At 46.3% G+C, this 20,837-nt stretch carries 20 protein-coding genes and 1 tRNA gene; 16 read left to right on the top strand and 5 right to left on the bottom strand.

The window, feature by feature from the left end:
- Positions 1-108: 108 nt before the first annotated feature.
- Genes rsmA through tsaD form a run of 3 tightly spaced genes read right to left on the bottom strand, consistent with a single transcriptional unit; the run spans position 109 to position 2,515 of the window.
- Complete coding sequence (gene rsmA, locus KKE17_04950) at positions 109-975, bottom strand: ribosomal RNA small subunit methyltransferase A (protein MBU1709336.1); 867 nt, start codon at positions 973-975, stop codon at positions 109-111.
- Entirely contained in the window at positions 965-1,492 is a 528-nt protein-coding gene (locus KKE17_04945) for a DUF2062 domain-containing protein (protein ID MBU1709335.1), read from the bottom strand. Before KKE17_04945 ends, rsmA begins: the two co-directional genes overlap by 11 nt.
- Positions 1,493-1,501: 9 nt before the next feature.
- Positions 1,502-2,515 carry a tRNA (adenosine(37)-N6)-threonylcarbamoyltransferase complex transferase subunit TsaD gene (tsaD, locus tag KKE17_04940; GenBank protein ID MBU1709334.1) on the bottom strand — a complete coding sequence of 338 codons (1,014 nt, stop codon included), beginning with the start codon at positions 2,513-2,515 and terminating at the stop codon, positions 1,502-1,504.
- Positions 2,516-2,740: 225 nt separating this feature from the next.
- Between tsaD and moaA the strand changes: the two genes are divergently transcribed.
- Positions 2,741-3,739, top strand: a complete 999-nt coding sequence (gene moaA, locus KKE17_04935; GenBank protein ID MBU1709333.1) for a GTP 3',8-cyclase MoaA — start codon at positions 2,741-2,743, stop codon at positions 3,737-3,739.
- Between the two features lie 220 nt (positions 3,740-3,959).
- On the opposite strand, the gene pheA is transcribed toward moaA, so the two are convergent.
- Positions 3,960-5,054: a prephenate dehydratase gene (gene pheA / locus KKE17_04930; GenBank protein ID MBU1709332.1), complete on the bottom strand. Its 1,095-nt coding sequence runs from the start codon at positions 5,052-5,054 to the stop codon at positions 3,960-3,962.
- A gap of 328 nt (positions 5,055-5,382) precedes the next feature.
- Here pheA and KKE17_04925 point away from each other — a divergent pair, with 328 nt between their 5' ends.
- The 5 genes from KKE17_04925 (at position 5,383) to KKE17_04905 (ending at position 8,933) form a co-directional block, all read left to right on the top strand.
- Positions 5,383-5,985, top strand: coding sequence for a CBS and ACT domain-containing protein (locus KKE17_04925; protein ID MBU1709331.1), 603 nt, complete (start codon positions 5,383-5,385; stop codon positions 5,983-5,985).
- A gap of 133 nt (positions 5,986-6,118) precedes the next feature.
- The gene (locus KKE17_04920; GenBank protein ID MBU1709330.1) at positions 6,119-7,288 is read left to right on the top strand and encodes a homocysteine biosynthesis protein; all 1,170 of its coding nucleotides are present in this window, start codon (positions 6,119-6,121) and stop codon (positions 7,286-7,288) included.
- A gap of 94 nt (positions 7,289-7,382) precedes the next feature.
- Positions 7,383-8,183 (top strand): ATP-dependent sacrificial sulfur transferase LarE, encoded by an 801-nt coding sequence (larE, locus tag KKE17_04915; GenBank protein MBU1709329.1) that lies wholly within the window; start codon positions 7,383-7,385, stop codon positions 8,181-8,183.
- 180 nt (positions 8,184-8,363) lie between these two features.
- The gene (locus tag KKE17_04910) at positions 8,364-8,636 is read left to right on the top strand and encodes an HU family DNA-binding protein (GenBank protein ID MBU1709328.1); all 273 of its coding nucleotides are present in this window, start codon (positions 8,364-8,366) and stop codon (positions 8,634-8,636) included.
- 220 nt (positions 8,637-8,856) lie between these two features.
- A tRNA-Pro gene (locus KKE17_04905) sits at positions 8,857-8,933 on the top strand.
- 14 nt (positions 8,934-8,947) lie between these two features.
- Here KKE17_04905 and xseA read toward each other — a convergent pair.
- Positions 8,948-10,285 carry an exodeoxyribonuclease VII large subunit gene (xseA, locus tag KKE17_04900; protein MBU1709327.1) on the bottom strand — a complete coding sequence of 446 codons (1,338 nt, stop codon included), beginning with the start codon at positions 10,283-10,285 and terminating at the stop codon, positions 8,948-8,950.
- A 305-nt stretch (positions 10,286-10,590) separates the two neighbouring features.
- On the opposite strand from xseA, the gene KKE17_04895 reads away from it, so the two are divergent.
- From KKE17_04895 to KKE17_04850, 10 genes are all read left to right on the top strand, one after another.
- Positions 10,591-11,280 carry a tetratricopeptide repeat protein gene (locus KKE17_04895; protein MBU1709326.1) on the top strand — a complete coding sequence of 230 codons (690 nt, stop codon included), beginning with the start codon at positions 10,591-10,593 and terminating at the stop codon, positions 11,278-11,280.
- A 27-nt stretch (positions 11,281-11,307) separates the two neighbouring features.
- Positions 11,308-12,168: a pantoate--beta-alanine ligase gene (gene panC, locus KKE17_04890; protein MBU1709325.1), complete on the top strand. Its 861-nt coding sequence runs from the start codon at positions 11,308-11,310 to the stop codon at positions 12,166-12,168.
- Entirely contained in the window at positions 12,165-12,527 is a 363-nt protein-coding gene (locus KKE17_04885; protein ID MBU1709324.1) for an aspartate 1-decarboxylase, read from the top strand. Before panC ends, KKE17_04885 begins: the two co-directional genes overlap by 4 nt.
- Positions 12,528-12,535: 8 nt before the next feature.
- Positions 12,536-13,198: a futalosine hydrolase gene (gene mqnB, locus KKE17_04880; GenBank protein MBU1709323.1), complete on the top strand. Its 663-nt coding sequence runs from the start codon at positions 12,536-12,538 to the stop codon at positions 13,196-13,198.
- A 366-nt stretch (positions 13,199-13,564) separates the two neighbouring features.
- Entirely contained in the window at positions 13,565-14,422 is an 858-nt protein-coding gene (locus KKE17_04875; protein MBU1709322.1) for a 1,4-dihydroxy-6-naphthoate synthase, read from the top strand.
- Between the two features lie 161 nt (positions 14,423-14,583).
- Entirely contained in the window at positions 14,584-16,284 is a 1,701-nt protein-coding gene (gene ilvB / locus KKE17_04870) for a biosynthetic-type acetolactate synthase large subunit (protein MBU1709321.1), read from the top strand.
- Positions 16,285-16,471: 187 nt separating this feature from the next.
- Positions 16,472-16,954: an acetolactate synthase small subunit gene (gene ilvN, locus KKE17_04865; protein ID MBU1709320.1), complete on the top strand. Its 483-nt coding sequence runs from the start codon at positions 16,472-16,474 to the stop codon at positions 16,952-16,954.
- Positions 16,955-17,330: 376 nt separating this feature from the next.
- Positions 17,331-17,975: a phosphatidylserine decarboxylase family protein gene (locus KKE17_04860; protein MBU1709319.1), complete on the top strand. Its 645-nt coding sequence runs from the start codon at positions 17,331-17,333 to the stop codon at positions 17,973-17,975.
- A gap of 351 nt (positions 17,976-18,326) precedes the next feature.
- On the top strand, positions 18,327-19,094 hold the full coding sequence (gene pssA, locus KKE17_04855; GenBank protein ID MBU1709318.1) for a CDP-diacylglycerol--serine O-phosphatidyltransferase: 768 nt from the start codon (positions 18,327-18,329) through the stop codon (positions 19,092-19,094).
- 82 nt (positions 19,095-19,176) lie between these two features.
- Positions 19,177-20,736: a 2-isopropylmalate synthase gene (locus KKE17_04850; protein MBU1709317.1), complete on the top strand. Its 1,560-nt coding sequence runs from the start codon at positions 19,177-19,179 to the stop codon at positions 20,734-20,736.
- Positions 20,737-20,837 lie beyond the last annotated feature (101 nt).

The raw sequence follows: 20,837 nt of genomic DNA, 5'->3' as shown, positions 1-20,837 counted from the left end.
TTCTCCGGGCTTTTTTTATGCCGTTGCTATCTATTGCCGGCTCTATCAATCCCCAGGGCCTTTTCCTTGCCATGATAAACAGAAAGAGAAGAATTTGGCGGGCGTGCATTATTGGTTCAAGGATTTCAAGAAGGCCTGGGTGATTCGCAGATAATCGTCAACAGTCAGTTTCTCGGCGCGGATCTGCGGGGAAATCTGGGATTCTTCAAGAAGTCCGGTAATTTCTATTTTACTCAAAGCGGGAAAACCCGAGGAAAGGGCATTGAGCAAGGTCTTGCGGCGTTGCTGAAATGCACGGTTGACGATGGATTTGAAAAGCGCAAAGTCAAATTCGGGGAGTGCTTTGATTTTTGCCAATGACCGATCAAAGGAAATTCGCACAACCTGCGAATCGACCTTTGGCCGCGGATGGAATTGTCCGGGGCCGATATTCATCAAGGTTTCCACCTGGGCGCAGGAGCCGAGCAATACCGACAGCACGCCGTACTCCTTGGTTCCCGGCTTGGCAGTGAGGCGCTGGGCCACCTCCTTTTGCAGCATCAGCACTGCCCAGTCCATGATATCCCGGTGGTCAACGAGTTTGAAAAGCAGCGGGTTGGAAATGGAATAGGGCAGGTTGGCAATTATTTTTAACGGCGCACCGATATCATTGGAAATTTCCCTGAAATCCGATTTCAGCAGATCCTGGTGAATGAGGGTTACATTTTCCGGAAGCATTTTTTCCTTCCGGTGCCATTCGATAAATCCGGAATCAATCTCAATGCCGATTACCTGTCTGGCCTTTTGGGCAATATGAGTAGTCAAAGTTCCGAAGCCAACACCGAGTTCAATAATCACATCATCCGGGCTGATTCCTGATTTTTCAACAATGCGCAATGAGGTGTTGGGGTTGACCAGAAAATTCTGGCCCAGTTTCTTATTTGCCGCCAGGTTATGTTTTTTGAGAATCTCTTTGATATTATGCTCAGAGGACATGATTTCCGTTTCCTTGTCGGGCAGCTCTTTTTGCCATTCTTTTTTTCTGGACACCGGTAAAAAATTTATACGAGGCAAAATACGAGGCAATGGTGAATGGTGCTGCCAGGATGCAGCCGCCAAGAATCATGGCAAGAATTGTTTCTAAACCAAGTTGACCAAGGGTTTTCATGGTCTCTGAAAAGCCGGGGTGGGTGGAGATGACGTCCATCACTGATTGTATCCTGTCCCAGGACAGATCATGGGGGGAAAAGAAACCGCCTATTTTCCAGGAAAGATAATACTGGGGCAGGAATGTCAAGGGATTGCTGACAACCCATGACGCAAGAATCCCGGCTATAATGCTGCTCCGGAATACAAAGGAAAAGGCGATGATCATGGTCATGTGCAGGGGGATGGTGGGTGTGATGCCGATAAAGACGCCCAGTGCCACACCCCTGGCCAATGAGGCCGGGTCACCCTTGAGGCGTATGAATTTGAGCTTGTAATATCGTAATGTCCGACGAGGTTCGATCATTGGGGAGTCTCAGGGAAAAATAAGGAAAGGGGATCTTGAATAGACATCCGTATCCAGGGTGTCGGCTTTTCCTGCAAGAAACCGTTGGTATCCGGCAAAGGCGATCATTGCGGCATTGTCCGTGCAATAGTCCGGAGATGGAATGAAAATATCCATGCCGCAGGCCTTTCCCCGGTCTTTGAAACGCTCACGGAGTCGGGGATTGGAAGCTACACCGCCGGCAAGAACAACATTGTTTATTTTATTGTGAAGTGCGGCATTAATCGTTTTTTCCACAAGCGCGTCCACCGCCGCTTCCTGGAAGGAGGCGCAGACATCAGCGATATTTATCCCGGCTTCTTTTTTATTTTGCTGGTACACATAATTTGCAACGGCGGTTTTGAGTCCGCTGAAGCTGAAATCAAAATTGTCCTTTTCAGACATGGCGCGCGGGAAATCTATGGCGGCAGGATTGCCGGACTGCGCCTGCAGGCTGACAGCAGGCCCGCCTGGATAACCAAGCCCAAGCAGTTTTGCAACCTTGTCAAAGGCCTCCCCTGCGGCATCATCCCGGGTCCGGCCCAGGAGGGTGAAAGTGGTGGGGTCGGTTACGTGAAAGATACTGGAATGGCCGCCTGAGGCAACCAGGGCGATATAGGGAAATTGGGGTTTTTCCGCCTCCAGAAAAACGGAGAGCAGGTGCCCGGTTATGTGATCCACGCCAATACAGGGAATATTTTTTACATAGGAAAGGGTTTTTGCAAAGCAATGCCCCACCAGCAGGCAGCCCACAAGGCCCGGTCCCTGAGTTGCGGCGATCAGGTCTATTTCGCCCAGATCGGTTTTTGCCTGCAACAACGCTTCCCGGACCACTGCATAAATATTTTCAACATGCTTGCGGGAGGCGAGTTCCGGGACAACGCCGCCATATATTTCATGGGTCAGTATCTGTGAATTTATTACGTTGGACAGCAATATTTCACCGTCTTTGAGGACGGCTGCAGCAGTTTCATCACAGGAGCTTTCTATTCCAAGGGTGAGCATGTTAGATCTTTGTTTTGTTGGGGAAGGAATTAAATTCTCTTCCCAGGCGTTAGCTTATTGACGAAAGGTTATTGCGAACTTACAATTATATTTCTTTTCTGTCCATTTTTTAGGCGAACTCACGAAGCACACCATAGGTTAATTGAAATATTTTTTATCCCAATGACTGTTACACATCAATCAGAATCCCATGTTGAACCGGTTCCGCATAGCGTGTCTGAAATAATGGCCGATAAAAAGCGCGAATTATTCGATGGTTTCCAGCGGGCCATAAGTTATCTGCGCATTTCAATAACCGATCAATGCAATTTCAGATGTTCCTATTGCGTCGGTGAGACGAATTTTCCGAAATTATCCACAACCGAACTGCTGTCCTATGAGGAATTGTACCGGATAGTGGCGATTGCCGTGCAGATGGGTATCCGGAAAGTCAGACTCACCGGCGGCGAACCCCTGCTCAGGAAGGGAGTGATCGAATTCATCAGAAAGATCAACGCCATCCCCGGACTTGAGGATATCCGACTGACCACCAACGGCTTGCTCCTTGAGGAATATGCCGGGCAACTGGTTGAATCCGGGGTGAGAACCTTTAATATCAGTCTGGATACTCTGAAGAAGAAACGTTTTAAGGAAATCACCGGGTTTGACGGTTTTGATAAAGTCTGGGCGGGGATTAAGAAAGCTAGTGTCTTGAGTCCCACGCCGGTGAAATTGAACATGGTGGTTCTTAACGGAATAAATGATGATGAGTTGCTTGATTTTGCCGGACTTTCGCTGGCGCATCCTTTTCAGGTGCGATTCATTGAATATATGCCCATTGGCAGAGGATCGGATGAACCTTATTCTAAAATATCCAACGCAGAAATAATGAGCCGATTGGAGATCCTTGGGACTCTTACTCCGGTTGCAAGAGGGCCGGTGCAGGGTCCTGCCAGGGTGTACAGGTATGAAAACGCTCCCGGAACCATCGGTTTCATCAGTCCCATCAGTCATAAATTCTGCAGCAGTTGCAATCGATTGCGCCTCACTGCCACCGGCGGTCTCAGGTCATGTCTCCTGGTTGATGTGGAATTGAATCTTAAAGGGATCATCAGGAGTGGTGGCTCGGATGAAGCAATCCGTGAAGTTTTTCTGCAGGCTATCCGCAACAAACCCAGGGAACACTCATTGCTGGACAAAGGGGCGGGGAGTTGTCATGGCCGGATGTCACGAATCGGCGGGTAAATATCTTGCCCGTCAATGCTGAGTCTCAATGCTGTTCACTTAATGTAATTGAGAGTTTTTGAATTTCGAATATCGAACACGAAATCGCAGAATTATGAATCGAAATCCGTCTTTTCGATATTTCTGGTGACCGCTGCGGTTCTAATAAGTGAATGTCTTTGTGTTCATTCCGTAATTCTTGCGGATCTGCAACTGTCCCGGTTTGTGAGGTGAAAGGGGCTTATGTGGTTTCCAATGCCTGGGGATAGGAGCCGAGCCATTCGTAAAAGGAACAGATATTTTTAAGTTTTTCACAGCCCTCACGAACATTTTCATCCTCAATATGACCTTCCATGTCAATAAAAAACAGGTATTTCCAGGCAGCACCACCCTTGGCAGGCCGTGATTCAATGCGGGTGAGGTTTATGTTCCTTTCAAGAAAAATGGTCAGTGCGTCATAAAGGGCGCCGGGCTTGTCGCGCAATCCCACCAGCAGTGATGTTTTGTCTTTGCCGCTCAGCGAGGGGGATTTCCGGCCGATCAGAAAAAATCGCGTTGTATTGCCGCTGTAATCTTCAACCCCTTTCGTGACAACCTGTAGTTGATAGATTTTGACTGCCAGAGAACTGGCGATGGCAGCAATGCTTTTATCCTTAGCTGCCATCTGGGAAGCCACCCCGGTGCTGAACACGGTTTGGCAGGGAATGCCGGGCAGATTCTTTTTCAGCCATTGCCGGCACTGAGCCAGAGGCTGGGAATGTGAGGCAACGGTTTTAATGTCCTTGATATCGCCGGTCTGGTTTACCAGGTGATGGCTGATTTCAAGCTGCACTTCACCGCAGATTTTCACTTTGTGTTTCATGAAGGCGTCAAGGGTTGAGGTCACTGCGCCTTCTATTGAGTTTTCAACGGGAACAATGCCGTATTCTATTCTGCCGCGCTCGACTTCAATAAAGATATCCTCAATTGTTTCGATAGGTTTATAGGTTGCGGCATGGCCGAAATACTTGACTCCTGCAAGGTGCGAATAGGTTGCTTCCGGGCCGAGGTACGCAACATCCACTTCTTTCTGGGAAAGGCGGCAGGTGGTGATTATTTCTCTGAAAATGCTTAAAAGCGGTTGTTCAGGGAAATCCTCCTTATTTGCCTTGAGCAGCCGTTCGAAAATTTCTCTTTCCCGCTTGGGATCCCACTTGTCGCGATTGTCTTTGGCCTTGATTCTGCCGATATTCTTTGCAAGATGCAGCCGATCCTGTAATAGGGCCAGCAGCTGGTCGTCAATGGTGTCGATGTTTTCCCTGATGTTGGCTAATGTGCTGTTTTTTTGTTTCGCCATGGCGAATCATTTCCTGAAATATGTTGGGTAAGGACTGTTATTAAAAAAAAGCTGCTTTATTGCCCAAAAAAAAAAACTTTCGGAGTCTCTGTATCTGAGCTGCTTTGAGCATGTTAATCTAAAGTAAAACCAGGAAGATGAAAAGGGAAAAAGTTTTACTGTACGGCAAAATAGCTGTTGGTGCGGATTCTTACTTGAAATGATAATGATTTTATTCTACCTTTCGTGAATAATTTTTTCTGAGATCAAGATTTTATTGTCTGCCGGGTGATTCCCGCCGACTTTTTCCCGACGAATTTATGCATAATTGAGGAGAATCCATTTTTTCATGAAGGTCAAAAATTGGATAAGAAAAGATCCTGTTTCCATTGAAAGAACCGCCCTTCTTCAGGATGCGGTGCAGTTGATGAAAAAACATTCAATCAGGCATCTGCCGGTTGTTGATGACGGGCAGCTTGTCGGTTTTATCACCGAGAGCGATCTGCGCCAATTCTTTTTTCCTTCGATGATCGAGGATATTCCCGTGCACCAGGTAATGGTCACCGATCCCATCACGATCAATGTGAATTCCAGCATTGAGACTGCTGCAAGATTAATCCACGATTATAAAATCGGCGGGCTTCCTGTGCTGGACGGCAATGAACTGGTCGGTGTGATTACTGCATCGGACCTGCTGTCGGCATTCATTGAAGTCATGGGGATTCTTAAATCCTCTTCACGGCTGGACGTAATTGTCTCCGATGCCTCGGTTGGCATTGAAGACGTAACCAAAATCATTAAAGCGCATGATTGTGAAATCGTCAGCATTGCCACGGATTCCAGATCTAAAAAGAAAAAGGTCTACTATTTCCGTATGGAAAAATGTGATCTGGGACCGATTGTCCGATCCCTCGAAGAAGCCGGCCATCAGGTTGTGTCGGTAATGGATTAAACACGTTCTTTATGATATTCAGGCGATATTGTTTGTTCAGTGCTGCAAGCAGAATGATATGTCAACCTGATATTTTTAAAATCAGAAACGCTCAATTCAGACTCAATTATAAACTCTCACCGTGAGCATATTCATGACCAGGAAGAAAATCCGCAAAACATATGATGAGATAAATGCAAAGATCAAGGCCGGCGAAGCAGTGGTGGTTACTGCGGAAGAGATGGTGCATATCGTCAGGAAAGAGGGCGCAGCCGGCGCTGCCCAGAAGGTTGATGTGGTGACCACCGGGACCTTTTCGCCCATGTGCTCTTCAGGTGCTTTTATCAATTTCGGTCATGCAAATCCCACTATCAAGGCATCGAAGGTGTTATTGAACAATGTGCCGGCTTATGCCGGTCTTGCAGCTGTTGATATTTATATCGGCGCAACCGAGATGACGGAAGATGACCCGCTCAATAAGGTTTTTCCCGGAGAGTTCATCTACGGCGGCGGCCATGTAATTGAAGATTTTGTCGCAGGCAAGAAGGTTATCTTGAAGGCCTTTGGGTATGGCACCGACTGTTACCCCAATAAAGAAATCGAAAAGGTGTTCACCCTGGAAGAATTACCCTATGCACTGCTGGTGAATCCTCGAAACTGTTATCAGAATTATAATTGTGCGATCAACCTGTCGGAGAAAACGATATACACCTATATGGGGACCCTGAAACCCCAGGGGAAGAATGCCAATTACTGCAGCGCAGGCGAACTCAGCCCGTTGATGAACGACCCTTTTTACCGGACCATCGGTCTTGGGACAAGGATATTTTTAGGAGGCGGAATAGGATATGTCACCTGGCACGGCACCCAGCATAATCCCAAGGCATTGCGTGCTGAGAACGGCACAACCAAAAGACCTGCCGGCACCCTTATGGTCCAGGGTGACTTGAAACAAATGTCTTCCCAGTGGCTCAAGGGGATCAGTATGCAGGGATACGGCTCGACAATGGCGGTGGGATTAGGTGTGCCCATACCGATTTTAGATGAAGAGATGGCGGCCTTTACCGGTGTCTCCGATGCCGAGATTTTTACCCAGGTGGTGGATTATTCCTATGACTATTCCCACGGTGTGGCAAGGAATTACGGTGAAGTCAGCTATGCGCAGCTTAAAAGCGGCCAGATTGAAGTAAACGGTAAAATGGTTCCCACCGCACCCCTGTCCAGTCTAGTCGGCGCCAGGGAAATTGCTGAAACCCTGAAAAAATGGATAATGGATAAAAAATTCACCCTGGAAAAACCGATAAATACGCTTCCTGACAAATAAAAAAGGCATGAGTTTTTGCTTTTTTGCCTGACAGGAATATTTCTCTGAAAATGTTTATTGTCGGGAACTCATCACTACATGATCTGAGAGCCATTTGCTTTTGCTTAACTACGAGAAGTTAAAAGAAAAAATTGAACAATACGGCAGGGTGGCAGTTGCCTTTTCAGGCGGCGTTGACAGCACGCTGGTTTTAGCAACGGCGGTGGAGGTTTTGGGAAGGGAAAACGTTTTGGGTTTATACGCCAGAACCCCTCTTCTGCCACGGGAAGAATCAGGCCAGATAAAAGAGACGGCAGACAAGGTCGGCGCCAAACTGCTGATTCACAAGATTGACCCCTATGCATGGCCGGAATTTATCTCTAATCCCCCGGACCGTTGTTATCTCTGTAAAAGAAAAATTTATTCACTGTTTATTGAAACGTGTACGGATCAGGGTATTCCTTTTTTATTGGACGGCACCAATGTCGATGATCTGCAGGAGGACCGCCCTGGACTTAAAGCGATTCAGGAGCTTGGCATAAAAACCCCTCTGGCTGAAACCTCTTTCACAAAACAGCAGGTCAGGAGAGTAAGCAGGCAACTGGCGTTGCCCACCTGGGATAGGCCTTCTTCATCCTGTCTTGCCACCAGGATTGCCTCAGGTCTTGAAATTACCCGGGACCGGGTGGCGGTGGTCGCAGAAGCAGAGCAGTTTCTTCACAATCTTGGTTATCATGGCTGCCGTGCAAAATATCTGGATAAAAATGTGTCTATTGAGTTGTCCGCAGGTGATATCCAGCGCTGCATTGCTGCCAAGCATCACCTGGAAATAGAAATTTTCTTTAAATCATTAGGTTTTTGCAAAGTTTTTCTTGATCTTTCAGAACGACAGGGTATGATTTCCCGTGATGTTTGAATATGCTTCAGTATTTAAGCCTGACCCGGTATTAATAATTTATTTTTATGAATTCGTTGTGTGATGGCTGTTTTTTGTTTGACAAATAATGTGCATATGATTTAATCGGCAAAAAACGTAACTGCATTATCCCTGTTTACGGGGGGGATGCGCTACAACATTCACAGGAGGAGAAGAAGTATGAATAAGAGTGAATTGGTTGAAAGCATGGCAAATGCAAGTGGTATCAGTAAAGCTGCATCAGAGAAAGCCCTTAATGGCTTATTGGATGCCGTTACCGGCGCATTGTCTAAAGGGGATAAGGTAACATTGGTAGGTTTCGGTACATTTTCCGTAACCAAAAGGGCAGCACGTCAAGGCCGCAATCCTCAGACGGGCAAAGCTATCAAGATCGCAGCCAGAACAGTTGCCAGGTTCAAACCAGGCAGCAAACTTGCTGAAGCAGTAAAATAATCCTGAACAGCAATCAAACGTTAAGGTTGCTACCAATTCACAGGATACATTTTTTCAGTTTCTTTGGATATTCCTTCTTTATCTAAGAAATAATATTGTCAAGGAATTCGGTTATGATTATTTGATCACATCCGAATTCCTTGACAGGAAACACATCGCAACCTGAATTCCATTTACCGGGATTCAGGTTGCTTTTTTGATTGAAGCAAAAGTCCTGGGTCGGGACGTGGCTCAGTCTGGTAGAGCACAGCGTTCGGGACGCTGGGGCCGGAGGTTCGAATCCTCTCGTCCCGACCATTTACAATAAATTTTTATCCTTCTGCCTTTTTCACTTCGCAACACAGCTTGCCTCGATGCAGCAAAACGTTCACCATGTCGCCTGCTTCCACTTGATTACTATTTTTGATTGTTTTGCCTGACATTAATCTGGTGATTGAATACCCACGCCCAAGTACGGCCAGGGGACTCACCGAGTCAAGTAATGCCGCGGTCTTTTGCAGTACGGCCTTTTTTCTTTCTAATTCAACGATAATCGATAATTGTAATCTCTGGCTTAGGCCTGAGACCTGACGTCTGCAATGAAGGAGACGCTGCTGGGGGCTGTATTTAAGAAGTTCTGCCGAAGCTGCAAAAAGACGAGTCTTTTTTGATGCAAGGAGGCGGTTGATTGAATTGGTCATTTCCGCTCCTGCATATTCCAGTCTCAGGATGAAGTGCGCAAGGGCGGCGCTGGGATTTCTGAGCATTTTTTTCTGGATAGATACCTGATATTTTTTTTCATTGATCATAGTCTGAAAGGAGCGAAGCAGCCTGGCATTCAGCTTGTTGATATTTCCCTTGATGGTGCGAATGTCCGGGAGGATAATTTCCGCTGCAGCTGTTGGCGTCGGGGCGCGTAGGTCGGCAACAAAATCAGCAATTGTGTAATCAATTTCATGGCCGACGGCGGATACTACCGGAATATTTGATGCATAAACTGCTTCCGCAACGATTTTTTCATTAAAGGCCCATAGATCTTCGATGGAACCGCCGCCCCTGCACAGAAGGATTATCTGGGTGTTGTTTGTTTTATTAATTTGGTCGATTGCCTGGGCGATTTCCCTGGCGGCTTGAGGGCCTTGGACGTGTACTGGGAAAATATCGATGGCAGTCAATGGAAAGCGTTTTTGGGCAATTTTTAAAAAATCAAAAATCGCAGCGCCGGTGGGGGCGGTAACAACGGTTATTTGTTCCGGGTAGGTGGGGAGGGGTTTTTTATGCGATTCATCAAAAAAGCCTTTAAGGAAGAATTCCTTTTTGAGTTCTTCAAAAGCGAATTGCAAGGCCCCCTTGCCTTGAAAATCTATGGTGTCAACGATGATCTGATATTCACCCCGGAGCTCGTAAAGTGAAATTCTGCCTCGTGCGATGATTTCCTGGCCGTTACTGGGGAGATGATCAAGGTAACGGCGTTGCATCTTGAAGAGAACCGCCTTGATCTGGGCATTCTGGTCCTTGAGGGTAAAATAGATATGCCCTGAGGCGGGAATCCGGAGATTTGATATCTCGCCGATTATTGAAATAAAAGCGAATCCGGTTTCTAATATTCCTTTGATGGAGCTTGTAACCTCAGTTACGGTCTGGATTCTGGTAATAATTTGCTCATTCATAAATTGACTCAAGTTTGTTTCCATGGAGCATTATGGTATTACGAACCTTATTGGATGATTTTTTTCTGATAAGAATGTATAGTATCAACCCTTTTAGGAATACTTTTTTGATGATTTCTTAAATGATTTTCAGTCATCAATGGGGCCGGGTTATTACATGAATTATCATGAAGACCACCCCTGAATTGAATTTTATGAGATTTGAAGCATTTCTCAAGGTAAATCCGGCAGTAGTAAAAGATGATGTCATGTTACAATGCTGACCGGATTCGGCCACAACAAATATCTTTAAGAAGGAACTTTTTATGAACCCACCAGGCACCTTACCGAATAATAATATTGATCAGCAGGCCCCCGTTCCTCACCGAAGCCTCCTTGAAGAAATGAACCTGCCTCCTAAACTCATTGCATTTATCCGCGAAAATTCCAAGAGACTGCAGATCGGATCAATTGCTTTCATTGTCATTATCTTCAGTTTTATTTTTTATAAGAATTATACGGAGAAACAAGAGGACCAGGCTGCGACGATGCTTGCATCCGCCCTCACTGAAGAAAACGCCACCATCAAGCCCGAGATGCTTGTAAACCTCATTAAGGAATATCCACGCACCGGCGCTGCGGTCTGGAGCCAGGTGGAACTTGGACACGTTGCATATGAGGCAAAAAACTATGCCGAAGCAATCAATAATTATCTTACTGTCATCGGCAAGTTGAAATCTCAGAGCCCGTTGTTGCCCTTGATCAATTTCAGCCTCGGTCAATCTTATGAAGGTGATGGAAAATATGACCAGGCTTTGACCCACTACGGAAAAATTATATCCGTTCCGGGTTTTACGGATCAGGCCTATCTTGCCATGGGAAGGATATATGAACAGAAGGGCGATACCGTAAAGGCCCGCGAAATGTATCAGAAGGTTGGCGAGACCGGCCCCAACTGGGTAGTTGATAAGATCAGGAAACTGGATGCCGGTAAATCTGCGAGCAATACACCCTGAGGAAATCCTTTTCCAGGATGAGTTTGCATGGAAATAATTCGTTCGCCCCAGGAAATGACTTTGTGGTCGGAAAAAATAATTTCCGGCAATCAATCCATCGCCCTTGTCCCAACCATGGGTTATTTCCATGAAGGCCATCTCAGCCTCATGCGCAAGGCTCGCACCCTGGCAGATCATGTAGCAGTCAGCCTTTTTGTCAATCCTATTCAATTCGGCCCATCTGAAGACCTGGAGAAATATCCGCGAGATTTTGACCGGGATAAAGATCTGGCTGCCGCGCAAGGCGTATCCGTCCTGTTTGCCCCCGAAACTATTGACATGTATCCCGAAAAATTGCTGACCAGAGTACAGGTTTCAGAGATCACCGGTACGCTTTGCGGATCAAGTCGTCCCGGACATTTCGAGGGTGTGGCGACAGTGGTTGCAAAACTTTTCAATATCATCATGCCGCATTTTGCGGTGTTCGGGCAAAAGGATTTTCAGCAGCTGGCGGTTATTAAAAAAATGGTCAGGGATCTTAATTTTGCCGTGCAGGTGATCGGTCATCCCATTGTCCGGGAAGTTGACGGACTGGCAATGAGTTCGAGAAATACGTATCTTTCAAAAGATGAACGGCGTTCAGCCCTTTGCCTGATTGAGTCCATAAGGCTCGCAAGAAAACGCATAGGGCAAGGCTTGCTTGACGCGGATAAATTAATCGAGGAAATCAAAGAACTTTTTGATTCTTATAGCAATATAACGGTTGAATATGTTGATATAGTCAATAAAGACAACCTCAAATCCATGACTGAAGTTAATACTATGTCGATGCTCGTTCTTGCTGCTAAAGCCGGGAAGACTCGATTGATTGATAATAATATGCTCTTTGAAGGGAGTGAAATAGTATGATGCGTTCAATGTTAAAAACCAAAATTCACCGGGCGACGATCACTGAATCCAACCTGAATTATGAAGGAAGTCTGACTATTGATAAGGATTTACTGAAGGAAGTGGATCTCCTGCCCTTTGAAAGGATTAAAATTTATAATATCAATAACGGTGAAAGATTTGACACCTATGTGATTGAGGGTCCTTCCGGTTCAGGAGTTATCGGCTTGAATGGCGCCGCCGCGCGAAAAGGAATGCCCGGAGACCTTATAATCATCGTCAGTTATGCGATGTATAACGCCGATGAACTTGCCAGTTATAAACCCGCCATTGTCCTGCTCGATCAAAATAACCGGATTGTTAAAAAGTTATCCACCTGAGATGTCTCGTGACCATGTATTTGCTCACCACTGCAACCAACCAGGAGATGTGCCAACTGAAAAAGCGACGCGCCCTGCTCGGGAATGTGGATTTTCTGGTATCCGGGGTTGGTCTGGTTGAAACCACTTTATCCCTGACGCGATATCTGTCGCAAAGCGTTGAGAGCATTGACGGAGTGATTAATTTCGGTGTTGCTGGCGCTTTCTGCGACACCGGTGTGGAAATGCTTGATATCTGCCTGGCCCAGAGAGAGATTTTTGGAGATTTCGGGATCTGTTTCGATGCGGATATCATGGATTTTGGTAACGGCACAGTTATAGTTGAAAAGGAATTTAATTTACAAAATAGCCTTTACGATCTTTGCGCCGGTTTTTTCAACCATAAGCATATCGAATTTAAAACCGGAAATTTCTTGACGGTAAACAGTGTAAGCGGCACTCAGCGACGTGGGAATTTTTTAAGAGATAAATATCAGGGCATCTGTGAAAACATGGAGGGTGCCGCTGTTGCCAGAGTATGCCAGTCATTCGATGTTCCCTGTCTGGAACTGCGTTGCGTAAGTAATATGGTTGAAGACCGTGATACGGATAAATGGAAACTTAGCGTGGCATGCGAAAAGATTTCTGCAACCGTATCCGTGTTAATCAAAGAGCTGGCGAGTCTCAGATAAGGCTTGCGGATCTCCCCGCATTTATTAGCCACAAGTCAGGTTTAAAACCACCGTCTTCAGACGGTGAGTTTTGAGCATGTAAATACTATGAGTTATACAGGCACAGAGGCAGAAGGCAGAAGGCACAGAGTAAAATGGAATAAAGCAATATCATGGGAAGAAATAACGGCACTGAATGCCTTCTGCCTCTGTGCCTCACGCTATCGACTTCAGTCGATAGTTGTTGGGTCAGCAAGTTGGCTCTGCCGTCGCCATGAATGATGTTAGAGTAACAGCCCTAAGGGCACAAAGAATTCGAGAAGCGGAACATTTTTTTACTCTGTGTCTTCTGCCTTTGTTCCTGTTAAGCCGTGAGACTTTTTACACATGCATCGACTTTCAATCGGGTTTTCCCCATGTCCCAATGATACGTTTATTTTTCATGCCATGACCCATGGTTTGATTGATTGCGGCACATTGCAATTTGACCAGGAGCTGCTTGCCGATGTCGAGACCCTGAATTACTGGGCACTTGAAGGCAGGCTTGATGTGTCGAAAGTCTCTTTTCACACCCTGGGTCATATCCTTGATGAATACGCGCTGCTTTCCGCCGGAGGAGCCCTTGGTCGGGGGTGCGGTCCGCTGTTGATCGCAGCGCGGGATCTTGATGCAGCAGACCTTGCCGACCTGAAGATAGCTATCCCCGGCCGCTACACCACCGCCGCGTTATTATTGAAGTTGTTTGCGCCGCAATTGACCCAGTTGGTTGAAATGCCTTTTGACCTGATCATGCCGAGTATGGACCGGGGTGAAATTGACGCCGGAGTGATAATTCACGAAAGTCGCTTTACCTACCAGAGTTATGGTTTTTCACTTATCCAGGACCTTGGTCAGTGGTGGGAATCTGAATCAGGTTTACCTATCCCGCTGGGTGGGATTGTTGCAAGAAAATCCCTTGGCCGTGAAAGGTTGGAAATGATAAATGACTGTCTTGGTCAAAGTGTCGAATTTGCATCGGCGCATCCTGAGCAAAGCAAAGAATATATAAAAAATAATGCTCAGGAACTTGATGAAGAGGTCATCCGATGCCATATCGGACTTTACGTGAATAGTTTCAGCCGGGGGCTGGGAGAGGAAGGGAGTGTTGCTGTCCAGACTTTTTTGCAGAAGGGAAGGGACGCCGGATTATTGCCAAAACACGGTAAACTTGAAATTGTAGGTGCAAATCCCGCAAGGATTAAGTAATACTTTCAGTAATCTGTTGTTGACAACTTATAATCTTATACTATTATACCTTTTTTCTTTTTTCGTCGGTTAATTGCCCTTATCACTCAATTGTTACGGCATTTCAGTTCAGGCATTAGCCGGTTGTTTGCTTTTAAACCAAAAACTTCAGGGAAATGTATATGAAAGTGAATGGTGCTCAAGCTTTGATGAAATGCTTGAAAGAGCAGAATGTTAAAGTTGTCTTCGGGTTTCCCGGAGGCGCGGTCATTGATATTTATGATGAATTGCTCAGAAATGACGATATTACCCATGTTCTTGTGCGTCATGAGCAGGCGGCGGTCCACGCGGCTGACGCCTATGCAAGGGTTATTGGCGATGTAGGCGTAGCCCTGGTAACTTCCGGACCTGGCGCCACAAACACGGTTACCGGTATCGCTTCCGCCTATTGTGATTCGATTCCCATTGTCGTTTTCACCGGTCAGGTTCCGACGATGCTGATCGGCAATGATGCTTTCCAGGAAGTTGATATTGTCGGGATAACCCGTCCCTGCACCAAGCATAATTATCTTGTTAAAAATATCGAAGATCTGGTGCCCACCATCCGTGAGGCTTTCCATATAGCGCGGACTGGTCGACCGGGTCCGGTTCTCGTTGATCTGCCGAAAGATATTGTTAGCGCAATGTTTAATTTCCCCGAACCGAAACCGGTTAAGATGCGTACATACCGGCCGACCTATGAGCCGCACCCGGGTCAGATTGAAAAGGCCTGCAAAGCAATTATGAAAGCCAGGAAACCGGTTATTTATGCCGGCGGCGGCGTTATTGCTTCCAAGTCACATGAAGAATTAACCGATCTGGCAACGAAATTGTCGGTTCCGGTCACCATGACACTCATGGGATTGGGGGGGTTTCCCGGAACCGATCCTCTGTCTATGGGGATGCTTGGGATGCACGGAACCTATTATGCGAATATGGCGGTAGCCAACTGCGATCTGCTTATTGCCGTGGGATCGAGATTTGATGATCGGGTAACCGGCAGGATTGATGCTTTTGCGCCGCACGCCAAAATCATTCATATTGACATTGATCCATCATCAATCAGTAAGAATGTCAGGGTTGATATACCTATTGTTGCGGATTGCAAGCATGCGCTCACCGCGATGAATACCTGGTTTGACCGGAATGATGAATTTAAAAAGGAAGAATCTGCGGAAAAACATGAAGCCTGGCTTGAGCAGATTAGTGACTGGAAGATCAAACATCCCCTTGGATATTTAGAGGTGCCGGATGTCATCAAGCCACAATTTGTTGTCCAGAAACTGCATGAATTAACCAATGGTGATGCGATTATCTCAACCGAGGTCGGCCAGAACCAGATGTGGGCCGCGCAGTTTTACCATTTCAATCATCCCCGGACTTTCCTTACATCTGGTGGTCTTGGGGTTATGGGCTATGGTCTGCCTGCGGCGATCGGCGCCCAGATGGCGGCTCGGGACAGGACGGTTATTGATATTGCCGGGGATGGCAGTATTCAAATGAATATTCAAGAGCTTGCAACCGCCCGGCAATATAAGTTGCCTGTCAAAGTTGCAATCCTCAACAATAATTATCTGGGAATGGTTCGACAATGGCAGGAATTGTTCTACGATAAGAAATATGCCCATACCGGACTGGAAACGGCCCCGGATTTTGTCGCCCTTGCTCAGGCTTACGGCGCAGTCGGGTTGCGAGCCACGAAACCCAGCGAGGTTGAGCCGGTAATCAGGGAAGCTCTCGCTACTGATAATACGGTTATTATGGATTTTGTTATTGCCAGGGAAGAGGGTGTTTATCCAATGGTTCCGGCGGGAAAAGCTACCACGGAAATGCTGTTGGTCTAACAGGAAATTAACGATGGTCTCGCAGGAAAATAATAGATGCGAAACTCCGAAAAGTCTGATGTTGGATTATCGCCTTCAATTATTTAAAAAGTGAAAGGCGGAATACGCTTGCGCATCGTGCTTTTGACGATGTCGATAATTTCTAATTTTGACTGTTTATGTATTCATAATTGATTAGGGTAAAACTATGAAACACACAATTTCTGTATTATTGATGAACAAACCTGGAGTTCTTTCAAGGGTAACAGGACTGTTCAGTGGCCGAGGCTTCAATATCGAAAGTCTTGCCGTCGCTCCCACACTGGATAATGATGTTTCCTGTCTCACTTTGGTAACAGATGGTGATGATAATATTGTCGAGCAGATAACCAAACAACTTCATAAGCTTATTGACGTGATCAAAGTTACGGATATGAATGAAGTTGAAAATGTCGAACGGGAGATGGCTCTTATCAGGGTCAAGGCCGACTCGGAAACCAGAGCCGAAGTTTTGCGGACCATCGATATTTTCCGTGGTAAAGTTGTTGATGTGAGCCCTAAAAGCTATGCCGTTGAAATTACCGGGACTGCCAGCAAGATTCAGGCGGTTATTGATATATTCAGGCCAATTGGTATTCAGGAAATCATCAGAACCGGCACCATTGCAATGGTAAGAGCCAGGAAAAACTGATTTTCTGGAGCATTTCTGTCTGATAGCCGGAGAGTAGAGATCATTCCTGATATCTTGTCGTGGATTTAACATCGGGAAAACATATATTACAATTCCTGGGGCAGGTCATCATAAGATGGTCTGCCCTTTGATTTATTGCATACAACAAAAAGTGTCCTGCTGAGCAAATCCGGAGTTACATTATTGCTTATTTTATGCCATAGTGTTATCTGGTTTTACGTGGTTTTTTTGACAGCATTGAACGATTGAGACCATGTAAAAATTCGGACACAGTAATGTCGCCTCTAATAATTTCAATAAATTATTAGAGGAATACTCGTCGGCATCGTCCTTTTTTACAAGCCGACAACAACAAACTATTTCTGATGATGATTATATGAAAGAACCACGAGTTCCCGTTGCCCTCGAAGGCTACCCGTTTATCGGCTTTGCTGCTTTGATGGCCATTGTATTCGGTTTGCTGAGATATGATATCCTCGCGTTGACATCATTGTTGATCACTTGTTTTGTCCTGTACTTTTTCCGTGACCCTGAAAGAATATCTCCTGAAGAAGAAGATGTTCTGGTTGCTCCGGCAGACGGGAAAATTATTACCATTGAAAGGATATTCGACGATAAATATGTCAAGGAGCATGTGTATAAGCTCAGTATTTTCATGAATGTATTCAATGTCCATGTGAACAGGATGCCATTTCCGGGACTTGTGACAAAAATCCGTTATTCCCAGGGACATTTTTTTTCTGCAAACTCGGAACGCGGTGCCCTTGAAAACGAGTGTAACGCCTTGATCATAACCACCGAATCAGGCCGCAAGATGGCTGTTGTCCAGGTTGCAGGCCTCATCGCCCGCCGCATAGTCTGCTGGGCTGTCAAGGGTGACCGTTTGGGCAAGGGACAAAGGTTCGGTCTTATCCGGTTCGGCTCAAGAGTTGATTTATATCTTCCATTGCAGGTTCAACTGGAGGTGACCGTTGGTCAGAAGGTAGTTGCCGGCGAGACCATCCTCGGGTATCTCTCTTAACCCTGATTAATAGCTTTCCTCTGCAGAAAATCTATGGTGTTATTATGAGCCTGTCGGAGAATTCCGAATTTACTGCAGGCAGCGAAGACTCCGAAAACGTTAAAATCGGCTCATATTTCCGAAAATCTGCTCTCGATTCCTCACTTTTACGTTACGATCTTAATTCTCCGACAGGCTCCTAGCGTAGTTTTGTGTTGCGAAATTTTCAGATCCTGGTTTTAGATGTTTAAAAAAATCAGGAAATGTTAGGATCATTAATTATTGCAGTTTTCCACGCTGTTAGTAATATAATACATTCCTCAATGGTAAGAGAGAATTAGATAGAATAAAGGAGATTATATCGTGAAAAGCATGAAATTTTCAGCAAGACGCGATGAAGCCCCAAAGGGTTCAATTTATCTTTTACCGAGCATGCTCACTACTGCAAGCCTTTTCAGTGGTTTTTATGCAATTGTCTCTGCGATGAACGGTATGTATTTTAATGCTGCAGTGGCAATTATTATCGCGGCGATTTTTGACGGACTAGACGGCAGGGTTGCAAGGATGACCGGTACCACGAGCCGCTTTGGGATGGAATATGATTCCCTCTGTGATCTTGTTTCTTTTGGTGTGGCGCCCGCGGTGCTTGCCTATCTCTGGGTGCTTAAACCTTATGGGAGATACGGCTGGCTGGCGGCTTTCCTCTATGTTGCAACAACGGCATTACGGCTGGCACGTTTCAATACGCAGGATTGCAGTTCGTCGCAGAATACCTTCACCGGTTTGCCTTGTCCGGCTGCAGCCGGCATGATCGCCACCTCAGTTCTGTTTTTTGAATTCATTGATTTTGAAATTGCCATACAGGATAAAGCACTCCTGGCTCTTGTTTATGTCCTTTCATATCTTATGGTGAGTACGCATCATTACCAGAGTTTCAAGCATCCTGAAACCACCAGGGCTAAAACATTCCATGCCCTTGTGGTTATGGTGTTATTGATAATGGTACTTGCCACCGAACCCCAGGTAACACTTTTTTTTCTGGGTCTGATTTATGTTTTATCCGGACCGGTGCATGACGGATTCAAGCTTTTTGTAAAGGAAGGCAATGAATCCACCGAGGAAGAACATAAAACGCTCTAATCCCCATAAATAAGCCTTTTTGAACTATCAATGATTGGTTCGCGAGTGACCCTCGGAATCATAAAATTTACGAGTGATTATTATGGGCATAAATCAGTCTGATACTGATGTCGATAATCGGCATAAAATTGTCATTTTTGATACGACCCTGCGTGACGGTGAGCAATCGCCCGGCGCCAGTATGAACCTGCAGGAAAAATTTCTCCTTGCTGAGCAGCTTGTCAAATTAAGGGTTGATGTCATTGAGGCAGGATTTCCTATTGCTTCAAAAGGTGATTTTGATTGTGTGAAGCATATTGCCGACAATATCAGAAATGTCCAGGTAGCAGGTCTCGCCCGCTGCAATGTCAAGGATATTGACCGGGCATGGGAAGCCCTCAAAAACGGTGAAAATCCGCGGATACATACATTTCTCGCAACCTCTGAGATACATATGAAGCATAAGCTGAGAATGAACCGTGATCAGGTTCTTGAGCTGGCAGTAGCTTCAGTGCAACACGCTGCAAAATATACCTCCAATATCGAGTTTTCCGCAGAAGATGCTTCCCGAAGTGATCTTGATTTCGTCTGCAAGGTTTTTGAGGCAGTGATTCAAGCGGGGGCCACCACGCTGAATTACCCGGACACGACCGGCTATGCCCTGCCGGATGAATACGGCCGGCAGATTGAATATCTGATCAACAATATTCCCAGTATTGAAAAAGCCATCCTCAGTGTCCATTGTCATAACGATCTGGGGCTTGCAGTGGCAAATTCCCTGGCAGCGGTGAACGCCGGCGCCAGACAGGTTGAGTGCACGATCAACGGCATCGGTGAACGGGCCGGGAACACGGCAATGGAAGAGGTTGTCATGGCCATTCGCACCAGGGCGGATAAGCTGAACACCATTCGTACCGATATTGCCGCGGAACATATTCATACCACCAGCCGGATGGTGAGCACCATAACCGGCATGCCGGTTCAGCCCAATAAGGCCATTGTCGGCGCCAATGCCTTTGCCCACGAGTCCGGTATTCATCAGGACGGGATGCTGAAGGAACGCACAACCTATGAGATTATGAACCCCTCGGATATCGGCCTGACCAAGGGGAATCTGGTGCTGGGTAAACATTCCGGCCGTCATGCCTTAAAAGATCGGATTGAAGTATTGGGCTATGAGCTGGACAGTGAAAAACTTGATCGGGTTTTTACCAGATTCAAGAGCCTTGCCGATGTGCGCAAGGAAATCTTTGACGAAGACCTGGAAGCGATCATCATGGATGAGATAATCCGGATACCGGAAGTCTATGAACTGGTTTCCCTCGGGGTGATGAGCGGCAGTATGAAGCTGCCCACTGCTGCAGTGCGGATGAAGATTAATGGCGAAGTGAAAGAGGGCGCGTCAATCGGTGTCGGGCCCATTGATGCCTCATATCGCACCATCGCGCAACTCACCGGCACAAAAAGTAAACTGCTCTTTTTTTCGGTGAGTTCCTTTGCCGGCGGCACCGATGCTTTGGGTGATGTTCTGGTTCGCATGGAGGATGGCGGCAGGGTTGTCATCGGTTACGGTCTTGACCCGGATATCATTACTGCAGCTGCCAAAGCCTATTTGAACGGTTTGAACCGTCTGATGTATCTCAGGAGTGAAGCATCCGGTTAATCCGAAAAGGACGGACTGTTTCATTGCCTTTACTGAAGATGATTATTCGTTGAACCTGATGCGGTATTATCGGGGCGAAGTCTTTTGGCGGAGTTTTTTAG

Source organism: Pseudomonadota bacterium, assembly GCA_018823135.1.
Classification (GTDB): domain Bacteria; phylum Desulfobacterota; class Desulfobulbia; order Desulfobulbales; family CALZHT01; genus JAHJJF01.
This window is presented reverse-complemented; position numbering and strand designations above follow the sequence as displayed.

Coding starts and splice junctions, on each gene's coding strand:
- KKE17_04885 (MBU1709324.1), top strand. CDS start 12,165: ATGATGCGTTCAATGTTAAAAACCAAAATTCACCGGGCGACGATCACT.
- KKE17_04895 (MBU1709326.1), top strand. CDS start 10,591: ATGAACCCACCAGGCACCTTACCGAATAATAATATTGATCAGCAGGCC.
- pssA (MBU1709318.1), top strand. CDS start 18,327: ATGAAATTTTCAGCAAGACGCGATGAAGCCCCAAAGGGTTCAATTTAT.
- pheA (MBU1709332.1), bottom strand. CDS start 5,054: ATGGCGAAACAAAAAAACAGCACATTAGCCAACATCAGGGAAAACATC.
- KKE17_04860 (MBU1709319.1), top strand. CDS start 17,331: ATGAAAGAACCACGAGTTCCCGTTGCCCTCGAAGGCTACCCGTTTATC.
- rsmA (MBU1709336.1), bottom strand. CDS start 975: ATGTCCTCTGAGCATAATATCAAAGAGATTCTCAAAAAACATAACCTG.
- KKE17_04945 (MBU1709335.1), bottom strand. CDS start 1,492: ATGATCGAACCTCGTCGGACATTACGATATTACAAGCTCAAATTCATA.
- tsaD (MBU1709334.1), bottom strand. CDS start 2,515: ATGCTCACCCTTGGAATAGAAAGCTCCTGTGATGAAACTGCTGCAGCC.
- KKE17_04925 (MBU1709331.1), top strand. CDS start 5,383: ATGAAGGTCAAAAATTGGATAAGAAAAGATCCTGTTTCCATTGAAAGA.
- KKE17_04875 (MBU1709322.1), top strand. CDS start 13,565: ATGCATCGACTTTCAATCGGGTTTTCCCCATGTCCCAATGATACGTTT.
- xseA (MBU1709327.1), bottom strand. CDS start 10,285: ATGAATGAGCAAATTATTACCAGAATCCAGACCGTAACTGAGGTTACA.
- KKE17_04910 (MBU1709328.1), top strand. CDS start 8,364: ATGAATAAGAGTGAATTGGTTGAAAGCATGGCAAATGCAAGTGGTATC.
- ilvN (MBU1709320.1), top strand. CDS start 16,472: ATGAAACACACAATTTCTGTATTATTGATGAACAAACCTGGAGTTCTT.
- panC (MBU1709325.1), top strand. CDS start 11,308: ATGGAAATAATTCGTTCGCCCCAGGAAATGACTTTGTGGTCGGAAAAA.
- ilvB (MBU1709321.1), top strand. CDS start 14,584: ATGAAAGTGAATGGTGCTCAAGCTTTGATGAAATGCTTGAAAGAGCAG.
- KKE17_04920 (MBU1709330.1), top strand. CDS start 6,119: ATGACCAGGAAGAAAATCCGCAAAACATATGATGAGATAAATGCAAAG.
- moaA (MBU1709333.1), top strand. CDS start 2,741: ATGGCCGATAAAAAGCGCGAATTATTCGATGGTTTCCAGCGGGCCATA.
- KKE17_04850 (MBU1709317.1), top strand. CDS start 19,177: ATGGGCATAAATCAGTCTGATACTGATGTCGATAATCGGCATAAAATT.